We start from the raw sequence: 8,293 nt of genomic DNA, 5'->3' as shown, positions 1-8,293 counted from the left end.
ATTCCTTGCATTGAATAAAAATACAAGAATGAAATCCGATAACGATTTAATCAGCGCTTCCCTAGCTCACTCCCTCACCAGCCCACTAATCTTATTTCTTCCCCTGTACGTAGAGCATGTTGTCTCTCTTCACCAGGTTGTACATGAGAGCGTTTACGCAGGAAGCAACGATGGAGCTGCCGCCTTTGGTGCCTCTGACTGTGATGTAGGGGCAGGGAGCCTTTCTTACCAGCTGTTCCTTGGAATCCGCAGCGCCTACGAAGCCTACGGGGATACCGATGATGAGGGCAGGGCGGATACCGTCCTCTTCCACCATGCGGATAGCTTCATAGAGAGCGGTGGGCGCATTGCCTACGGCGATGATGGAACCGTTCAGGTCTTTGCCGAAGGAATTCATGGCAGCCATGGAACGGGCAATGTTCTTTTCTTTGGCAATCTTTGCGATTTCCGGATCCGCCACGCGGCAGAACACTTCTCCCCCAAGGGCGGAAAGGGCTCTTTTGTTGATGCCTGCTTTGACCATGTTTACGTCGCAGTAAATATTGCAGCCGCCGGCCAGCGCTTTGATGCCTGCTTCTACAGCGCCTTCGCTGGTACGGATGAGATGACCATAGTCCACGTCGCCGGAGGCGTGAATCATGCGGGAGTATACGGTCACTTCTTCCGGAGTGAGATCGATGTCGCTGATAAAGGGATCAATAAGATCCATGCTCTTTTCTTCAATGGCTCTTGGGTTTTTGATGAAATCCATAATGTTCCTCCATATATGCAAGGACGCCTGCCGGTGTATCAAAGACCGGGACGCCTTTCAAATCTGCTTTTGGTTTGTCGATGACGATGACGGAAATGCCGCTGTCCATGGCAGCTTTCAATTTGGTATCGCTGCCGCCGATGAGGCCGCTGTTCTTAGTCACCATGACATCGCAGTGATAGTCATGAATCATGGCCAGGTTCATTTCATAGGAGAAAGGCCCCTGGATGGCCAGAACATTCTTTGCCTTCATGCCCAGGTCTTCACACATTCGAATCACATTGGACACAGGAAGCACTCTGGCCCAGATAGTCTTATCCTGCAAGGTGGGTTCATGGACGAAGACTGGAAGGGTTTTGGAACCGGTGGTAAGGAGAATGCTTTTCCCCAGGCTGCCTGCCAGTTTTGCCGCTTCGAACTCATCTTTGGCATGATAGAGCTTGTCATAATCGGGAAGGGGAATTTCCGCCCGTTCGTAACGGACATAGTCAATGCCCGTTTCCCTGGAAGCGGCAAGGGCTGTTTCAGACACAATGGCTGCATAGGGATGGCTGGCATCCAGAATGAGGGTGACTCCCTTTTCACGGATGACCCGCACCATGTCTTCTTTCTTGAAACGGCCCACTTCAATGTCAAGGCCCTCATGGGCAGCCAGCACTTTACCGTACTGGCTCACCACGGTCATAAGGATGTCCCGGCGGCTCTCTTTCGGCTTTGCCATTTCCCGGTCAGCTAATTCCGCCCCGATTTCTCTGCCGTCCTGGGTACCGGAAATAATCCAGATCAAACCTTGTACCCCCTTGGTGTAATTATGATGCCGTCAGCCACATAGGTGTTGCTGTTGCCGATGATGACGGTGGACTGCATGTCCACATCCGCTTCCGGCAGTTTTTCCAGAGTGGTAACGTTGGTACTCATGCCGGGACGGCCTGCCTTGCGGACGATGCCTACCGGAGTTTCCGGTTTGCGGTATTCCAGCACAATGTCACGGATCTGATCCAGATAGGTGGCACGGCCGCGGCTCTTTGGATTGTAAATGGCAATGACGAAGTCCCCTTCTGCTGCCAGACGGGCTCTCTTCTTAATGAGATCCCAGGGAGTCATGAGGTCGGACAGGCTGATAACCGCATAGTCATGCATAAGCGGTGCTCCCAGAGCGGCAGCTGCCGTATTGGCAGCGGTAAGGCCGGGGATGATTTCACAGGAGGGCCGCTTGTCTCCGTCAACCTTCTCTACCAGTTCCAGCACCAGGCCGGCCATGCCGTAGACGCCGGGATCGCCGGAGGAAATGACAGCCACCTTGTGACCTTCTACAGCTAGGTCTACTGCTTTCTGGCAGCGGTCCACTTCCTGACGCATGCCATTTCCTACCACTTCCTTATCCCCGATGAGTTCTCTCACCAGGGCGATGTAGGTGTTGTAGCCTACGATAATATCAGAATCTTCCAGCGCCTTTACAGCTTTGGGAGTCATTTCCTCCTTGTGACCCGGTCCAATGCCGATGACCCGGATAATCCCAGGGCAATGGCCACCGTGGCACTTGCAAACTTCGTTTTCGGCAGAAGCGTTTTTCCCTTCATTGATTCCATTAACGCTGCTGATTGACATACGTTTCCCACTCCTATCGTGTTTTCTACAAATTTTGAAATCGGTAAACCAAAATCTTCCGTCACTTTCCTAAGTTCCTCTGCCTTATAGAAATGAATGGGAAGATGATGGTGCAAAGCAAAATCAAGAAGGCCTTTTTCATCGGCCTTGGCATCCACACTGGCCAGGGACGCCACCTGGTATTCATAGGCCCGGGCCTGGAAAAGAGCTTTCTGGAAAGCGTCTTCAATGAGCGCTTCCGCTGTTCCCCGTTTGCAGCCTATGCCCACATACAGATTCTTCGGTATGAGCCTGACAAAAGGTTTGTCCGCATGGACTTTTTCATTCGAAATGATGACGCAGCCTTCAAACTCTTCCTTTGGAAGGTCCGACAGGGGCAGGAAGGAAATGCCTTTTTCAGAAAGCCGCTTTCCTATAGATACCGCTCCCTCTGTTTCCATATCGAGGAACCAGCACACCCTTTTCCCTTCGGCAATAAAGCTGTTCACCGGTTTTAAGGCCCCCAGAGGCTCCACCCGCATCATGAGCTCCCGGGCCACATCATCGGGGGCCCTTCGTTCATGGACATCGGTGGCTGTGGTAATGACGGGATCCGCCCCCACCGCTGCTGCCACTTCCCTTGCCCAGGCATTGGCGCCGCCCAGATGGCCGGAGAGAAGGGAAATGCAGTGCTTTCCGCATTCGTCCATCACCAGCACCGCAGGATCAGAAGCTTTGCTCACCACATGGGGAGCCACAGCCCGCACCGCAATGCCGGAGGCCATGATAAAGAGGAGACCCTCATATTTCGTGAAAATGTCCGACGTGAGGGCCAGGGTGCGGTTGAAGTACTCCGCCTTCTCACCGCTTTCCGAACCCTTTCTTTCGTACAGCGTTCCTTCTCCGGAAATCCCCGCTTTCACCCGGGCGCCGAGAGCGGCTCCTTCCCTGGAGACTGAAATCACTGCGTACTTCATTTTTCATCAGTTCCTTTGCGGAACATGGTGGTGAATTTGCTGTCATACAGCTTGGACAGATCATAGTCCGTATCAAGTACTTTGCCCACTACGATCATAGCCTGGCGCACGACACCTGCTTTATGGAGAATGTCGGCAATGGTATCGATGGTACCACGGAAAATCCTCTGGTCCGGCCAGGTAGCCCTTGCCACGATGGCCACCGGTGTGTCTCCCGGATAGCCCCCTTCTTTCAGGGTTGCCATCACCTTTTCAATGGCATGGACGGAAAGGAAAATACACATGGTAGCCTGATGGGCAGCCAGAAGAGAAAGTTTTTCCTTTTCCGGCACCGGCGTTCTTCCTTCCATACGGGTAATGATGACAGTCTGGGAAATCCCGGGCAGTGTATATTCCTGCTTCAGGGCAGCCGCGGTAGCCAGGAAAGAGCTCACCCCCGGCACCACTGCAAAGTCTTCATCCGGAATGCCGGCAGCGCGGAGTCCATCCATCTGCTCCTGGATGGCGCCGTAAATGGCGGGATCCCCGGTATGCACCCGGGCCACCTTTTTGCCCGCTTTCAGCGCTTCAATTTCCACCTGAAGCACTTCGTCCAGATTCATGGTGGCGCTGTTATAAATGGCAGCTCCTTCTTTACCGTATTTCAGAATTTCCGGATTCACCAGGGAGCCGGCGTAAATAATGACATCCGCTTCGCTGATCAGTCTCTTTCCCTTCAGGGTAATGAGCTCCGGATCTCCGGGGCCTGCACCGATAAAATATAATTTTGCCATAAAAAACCTCCTCAAATTTTTTCTGCAGTAAATATGAATACAGGGCTCAGGGGATCATAGAGATGATACCTTCCCAATTTCCTGAGCCTGTTAATCTGCATCTGGAAACCTTCCAGGGTAAAGGGGCGGCCTTGAAATTCCCGCACCACTTCGCCTGTGGTTTCGGCAGTCACAGCAGTGAGCACCATGCGCCCGCCCTTGGGCAGAAGCTCCTCCGCCCTGTCAAGGATGGCATGCATATTACCGCTGGAGCCGCCGATAATTACGACATCCAGAGGCGGCAGGCCGTCCATGGCCTCTGGCGCCGTCCCCTGTATAGTATGGATATTCTTCAATCCGAATTTTTCAGCGTTTTCCTCAATGAGCCGAATGCCTTCCGGATTTCTTTCGATGGAATACACTTCCCCTTTCGAAGCCGCCAGGGCTGCTTCAATGGAAATGGATCCCGTACCTGCACCGATGTCAGCCACCCGATCCTCCGGGCGGATTCCTGCCTTCACTATGACCATGGCACGAATCTCTGCTTTCGTCATCGGTACCTTTCCCCGAATAAACTCCTCATCACGAATACCAAATTGCATCTTACCCTATCACCACCATCACTGATTCACCAAAACCTTCAAGAGATACCATATCTTCCAGAGAGGACTCCGAAATATGCTGGTTCTCATAGGAAATATGCTCGCAGGCTGCGGCTTTCGTTTCCTTCGGCCACCCCTGCTTTATAAGATAACCGGCAATGTAGGCGGGATTATGTTCATAATCCGTCAGAAAAGCCAGCTTCTTCCCTTTTTCATAGGATGTATCCCTTTCTTCAGGCACCCTTCCATGGAAGGAAAGCCATTTAGCCCCCTGCCAGGGTTCGTTAATGAGGCAGAACGCCGCCTGCACCGAAGAAATCCCGGGAATCACCTGCAGAGGACTTTCAGGGAACCTTTTCTTCAGCCATGGAAGGAGGCTGTAGAAACCGGGATCGCCGCTCACCATGACGACCACATCATCAAGGGCAAGCTTTTCCTCCAGCCATTCTGCCAGAAGGGAAAGCTTTCCGGTAACCGGATAGGTTTCCTGTCCTTCCTTTGCAAAGTCATGGAGGGCCCTTTTGCCGCCCACCAGGAAGCGGGCATTTTCAATGGCAGACAGGGCCTTGGGCAGGATATAGTCGCGGTTCCCGGGACCGATGCCTGCTATGATTAATGTATGATCCATTTGTTTTCCTTCAAAATCTCCTTTGCATGACTGCTCATGGCCTGGATGGTGCCGTCCATGGCGGCAAAAATAATGCCCACCTTCGATTTTCCGAAGATGTACCGCTCAGAGCGGACCTGAGCCCTTTCCGCCATCTGGCCGTAGACCATATCCAGGTGTTCCCTGTGAATAATGATGGCCGCCCCGTCGGTGGTATTGCATTCCATGATTTCCTTTACCACCGATGGGGATGCGCCGTTCATGGCGGCGTAGGCTGCCATGGTTTCCATACGGCCGTCACTGTTCCTGTTATAGGTATGGAAACTGCCGGAGGCCACCTTGACCAGTTTTCCCATATGGCCGATGATAAGCATCTTGTCAAAACCCCGGGCAATGCACTGCTCCATCATGAAACCGATGAAATTGCTCGTTTCGATAATGGCTCCCTCAGGAATGCCCATAATCTTTGCCGCATTTTCTCCGATTCGTCCGGGGCACAGCACTGCCGTGCGGAATCCCGATGCCCAAACCACCGGCACCTGGGGCGCCAGACTCCGTTTGTAGGCATCTTCACTCATAGGCTTTACAATGCCCGTGGTGCCAAGGACGGAAATCCCACCCTTCACGCCGATGGAAGGATTCAATGTCTGCTTTGCCAGCTCCTCCCCCTTGGGAATAGAAACTGTCACGACGATTCCCTGGTCTTTATGGAAAAACTCTTCATACACATACCGAAGCATAATCTGGGGCCCCGGATTGATAGCCGGCTTTCCCACCGCCACCTGCAGGCCCGGGCGGGTCACAATGCCCACACCCTTCCCGGCGCGAAGCTCCATGCCCGGCTCCCTTTTAAGTTCCACTGTCACCACAATGGGGGTGCCATTGGTGCAGTCCAGATCATCCCCCGCATCCTTCAGGCAGGTAGCGCTTCCCTGATGCGCATCCCCTTCTGCCGACTCCACAGGAATCACAATTTCCTGACGCTGGGGGGAAAGGACCGTCACCGTTTTTGGAAACTCTCCTCTCATGGCAAGCACCGCCGCCTTCATGGCCCCCGCCGCCGTAGCGCCGGTAGTATGACCTTCGCGGAGCACTTTGCCAATCATTTCCTCTGGTTTCATAATCCCTTCATCTCTTCTATCTGTAATTCACAAACTGTAAATCCGCCGGAAGATCCTGCTGCTTCAGGAAGGCAATGCATTCCTGGAGCGCATCCTTGTCTTTCCCGCTGATTCGCACTTCATCACCGTTGATTTTAGCGGCCACCTTGATTTTGGACGCTTTCACCCTTTTTACAATATCCTTGGCCATTTCCGAAGAAATGCCGTTCTGAAGCTCCAGCACCTGGCGTACCGTGCCGCCGGCTGCCGGCTCTTTCTTTCCGTCTTTAATATTTTTAAGGGAAATCCCCCGCTTCACCAGCTTTGTGTTCAGGATATCCCGTACCAGTCTCAGCTTGAAATCATCATCACCAATCAGTGTGATATGTCCCTCTTCCAGGGATACAGAGCTTTTGCTTCCTTTGAAATCATAACGGGTACCGATTTCCCGGGCAGCCTGGTTTACTGCATTCTGCGCCTCCTGTAAATCAGTGCGGCACACCACATCAAAAGAATAATCCTTTGCCATCCTGTCCTCCTACTCCGGCAGGAATCCACAGAAACCTGTGATTTTCCATTCCTTTTAATGAATTTGCTTACACCATATCATTTTACCATATACCGCAGGAAAATAGAGGGACTTTTATAAAAAAATGAAAAATAACAGCCCCCTGATGCGGAAAGAGCATCATCGGAGGCCAGACATATCAAATCATTTTAATTTTTTAAAACACATACTGCACCAGCATCATATAACAGATCGTGCCGCCGGCCATGGAAAGAAGCATCTGCCTTTTCCACAGGTGAAGCACCGTGGTCACCGTCATGGAAAGCGCCTCCGGAATGCCGTGGCTGCCGGAAAAGAGGGATACATCCTTCAGGCAGTACACCACCAGCAGTGCAAACACAGCAGAAGGCAGCGCTTTTCCCAGGTATTTCACATAGGAAGGAAGGCCGCTTCCCGGCTTGAAAATAAGAAAAGACAGGAACCGGGTAACCATGGTTCCCAGGGCACAGAGAAGAATAGTGGCTGCCTGCTGCCACAAAGGCATGGAACTCATAAAAATCCACCTGCCTTCTCCAGGGGCTTTCTAAAAATAGTAAGCACCAGCATCATACCTGCCATGGCGGGTATGATAAAGGAGTCCCGGCCGAAAAGGCATAAAGCTCCCAGGGAAATGACAAGACCTATGAGAGCCGTATAATGCTTTCCTTCCTTCAGCCACTGCTCCAGAAAAATCACAAGGAACATGGACGTCATCACAAATGAAAGGCCCTTGGCATTGAATTGAATCACCGTTCCCAGAAGCCCTCCCAGCAGGGCGCCGGATACCCAGTAGGAATAATTGAGAAACGATACCCAGAAATAATACCATCCCCTGTCCACATCATAGGGAATGGTGGAGGAATAATTCAGCGCAAAAGTTTCATCACACATCCAGAAAATAAGGAAAGGCTTCTTCCATCCGGTACCTTTATATTTCTCCAGCATGGAAAGCCCGTAGAAAAGATGGCGCGCCTGCACCGTCAGCGCCACCACCAGCGCCTGCCAGGGAGCAAAGGGAGAAAGCAGCATAGACACCGTCACGAACTCCAGCGAACCGCCAAAGATAATCATAGCCATCAGCGTAGGATAGATAAAGGAAAATTCCAGGGTATACATATAAAAACCATAGGCAAAAGCCAGAAACCAGAAACCTGCAAATATGGGTATGGTGCAGGGGAAAGCCTCATGCAGCGCCTTCCATGCCGGTGAAGATGAATCCATAAACCCTCCGTAACGAAATCAAAAAGTATCGGCCCTTCCTTAAGACAGGTACTCTTATTGTATGGAAAAGGAAATGGGATTGCAAGGGGCCGCCTCCGGTGGCTGAGGTTCAAAGGGTTCCCTCACCCTCACTTATTGTCCCACCGCTT

Annotated in this window: 11 protein-coding genes; all 11 read right to left on the bottom strand. The window is 52.1% G+C overall.

The features are described 5' to 3' along the window. Window positions 1–91: 91 nt before the first annotated feature. The 11 genes from B2Y11_RS07285 to B2Y11_RS07235 all read right to left on the bottom strand — a co-directional run bounded on the left by B2Y11_RS07285 (window position 92) and on the right by B2Y11_RS07235 (window position 8,144). The gene (locus tag B2Y11_RS07285; protein ID WP_291057780.1) at window positions 92–751 is read right to left on the bottom strand and encodes a precorrin-8X methylmutase; all 660 of its coding nucleotides are present in this window, start codon (window positions 749–751) and stop codon (window positions 92–94) included. Continuing rightward, on the bottom strand, window positions 720–1,538 hold the full coding sequence (cobK, locus tag B2Y11_RS07280) for a precorrin-6A reductase (protein WP_291057778.1): 819 nt from the start codon (window positions 1,536–1,538) through the stop codon (window positions 720–722). Before cobK ends, B2Y11_RS07285 begins: the two co-directional genes overlap by 32 nt. Then, entirely contained in the window at window positions 1,535–2,224 is a 690-nt protein-coding gene (gene cobJ / locus B2Y11_RS07275; protein WP_291057776.1) for a precorrin-3B C(17)-methyltransferase, read from the bottom strand. The genes cobK and cobJ overlap by 4 nt, the downstream gene beginning before the upstream one ends. Next, window positions 2,221–3,315 (bottom strand): cobalt-precorrin 5A hydrolase, encoded by a 1,095-nt coding sequence (locus B2Y11_RS07270; RefSeq protein ID WP_291057774.1) that lies wholly within the window; start codon window positions 3,313–3,315, stop codon window positions 2,221–2,223. The genes cobJ and B2Y11_RS07270 overlap by 4 nt, the downstream gene beginning before the upstream one ends. After that, window positions 3,312–4,088 carry a precorrin-4 C(11)-methyltransferase gene (gene cobM, locus B2Y11_RS07265; RefSeq protein WP_291057772.1) on the bottom strand — a complete coding sequence of 259 codons (777 nt, stop codon included), beginning with the start codon at window positions 4,086–4,088 and terminating at the stop codon, window positions 3,312–3,314. Before cobM ends, B2Y11_RS07270 begins: the two co-directional genes overlap by 4 nt. A gap of 11 nt (window positions 4,089–4,099) precedes the next feature. Further along, window positions 4,100–4,621: a precorrin-6Y C5,15-methyltransferase (decarboxylating) subunit CbiT gene (cbiT, locus tag B2Y11_RS07260; protein ID WP_291057770.1), complete on the bottom strand. Its 522-nt coding sequence runs from the start codon at window positions 4,619–4,621 to the stop codon at window positions 4,100–4,102. Window positions 4,622–4,670: 49 nt separating this feature from the next. Further along, window positions 4,671–5,297, bottom strand: coding sequence for a precorrin-6y C5,15-methyltransferase (decarboxylating) subunit CbiE (gene cbiE, locus B2Y11_RS07255; RefSeq protein WP_291057768.1), 627 nt, complete (start codon window positions 5,295–5,297; stop codon window positions 4,671–4,673). Then, on the bottom strand, window positions 5,282–6,397 hold the full coding sequence (gene cbiD / locus B2Y11_RS07250) for a cobalt-precorrin-5B (C(1))-methyltransferase CbiD (RefSeq protein ID WP_291057766.1): 1,116 nt from the start codon (window positions 6,395–6,397) through the stop codon (window positions 5,282–5,284). Before cbiD ends, cbiE begins: the two co-directional genes overlap by 16 nt. Window positions 6,398–6,413: 16 nt before the next feature. After that, a complete protein-coding gene (locus B2Y11_RS07245; RefSeq protein ID WP_291057764.1) occupies window positions 6,414–6,905 on the bottom strand; it encodes a YajQ family cyclic di-GMP-binding protein in 492 nt (163 codons plus the stop codon). Window positions 6,906–7,101: 196 nt separating this feature from the next. Further along, the gene (locus tag B2Y11_RS07240) at window positions 7,102–7,437 is read right to left on the bottom strand and encodes a branched-chain amino acid transporter permease (protein WP_291057761.1); all 336 of its coding nucleotides are present in this window, start codon (window positions 7,435–7,437) and stop codon (window positions 7,102–7,104) included. Then, window positions 7,434–8,144, bottom strand: a complete 711-nt coding sequence (locus B2Y11_RS07235; protein WP_291057759.1) for an AzlC family ABC transporter permease — start codon at window positions 8,142–8,144, stop codon at window positions 7,434–7,436. The genes B2Y11_RS07240 and B2Y11_RS07235 overlap by 4 nt, the downstream gene beginning before the upstream one ends. Between the last annotated feature and the right edge of the window lie 149 nt (window positions 8,145–8,293).

The organism is Dialister sp. UBA1703 (assembly GCA_002320515.1).
In the GTDB taxonomy this organism is placed as follows: domain Bacteria; phylum Bacillota; class Negativicutes; order Veillonellales; family Dialisteraceae; genus Dialister.
The sequence above is the reverse complement of the archived record's forward strand: the minus strand, read 5'-3'. Positions and strand labels throughout refer to the sequence as shown.

What these genes read in the sequence shown, in the direction of transcription:
- B2Y11_RS07285 (WP_291057780.1), bottom strand. Translation starts at nt 751, where the DNA reads ATGGATTTCATCAAAAACCCAAGAGCCATTGAAGAAAAGAGCATGGAT.
- cobJ (WP_291057776.1), bottom strand. Translation starts at nt 2,224, where the DNA reads ATGACTCCCAAAGCTGTAAAGGCGCTGGAAGATTCTGATATTATCGTA.
- B2Y11_RS07270 (WP_291057774.1), bottom strand. Translation starts at nt 3,315, where the DNA reads ATGAAGTACGCAGTGATTTCAGTCTCCAGGGAAGGAGCCGCTCTCGGC.
- cobM (WP_291057772.1), bottom strand. Translation starts at nt 4,088, where the DNA reads ATGGCAAAATTATATTTTATCGGTGCAGGCCCCGGAGATCCGGAGCTC.
- cbiT (WP_291057770.1), bottom strand. Translation starts at nt 4,621, where the DNA reads ATGACGAAAGCAGAGATTCGTGCCATGGTCATAGTGAAGGCAGGAATC.
- cbiE (WP_291057768.1), bottom strand. Translation starts at nt 5,297, where the DNA reads ATGGATCATACATTAATCATAGCAGGCATCGGTCCCGGGAACCGCGAC.
- cbiD (WP_291057766.1), bottom strand. Translation starts at nt 6,397, where the DNA reads ATGAAACCAGAGGAAATGATTGGCAAAGTGCTCCGCGAAGGTCATACT.
- B2Y11_RS07245 (WP_291057764.1), bottom strand. Translation starts at nt 6,905, where the DNA reads ATGGCAAAGGATTATTCTTTTGATGTGGTGTGCCGCACTGATTTACAG.
- B2Y11_RS07240 (WP_291057761.1), bottom strand. Translation starts at nt 7,437, where the DNA reads ATGAGTTCCATGCCTTTGTGGCAGCAGGCAGCCACTATTCTTCTCTGT.
- B2Y11_RS07235 (WP_291057759.1), bottom strand. Translation starts at nt 8,144, where the DNA reads ATGGATTCATCTTCACCGGCATGGAAGGCGCTGCATGAGGCTTTCCCC.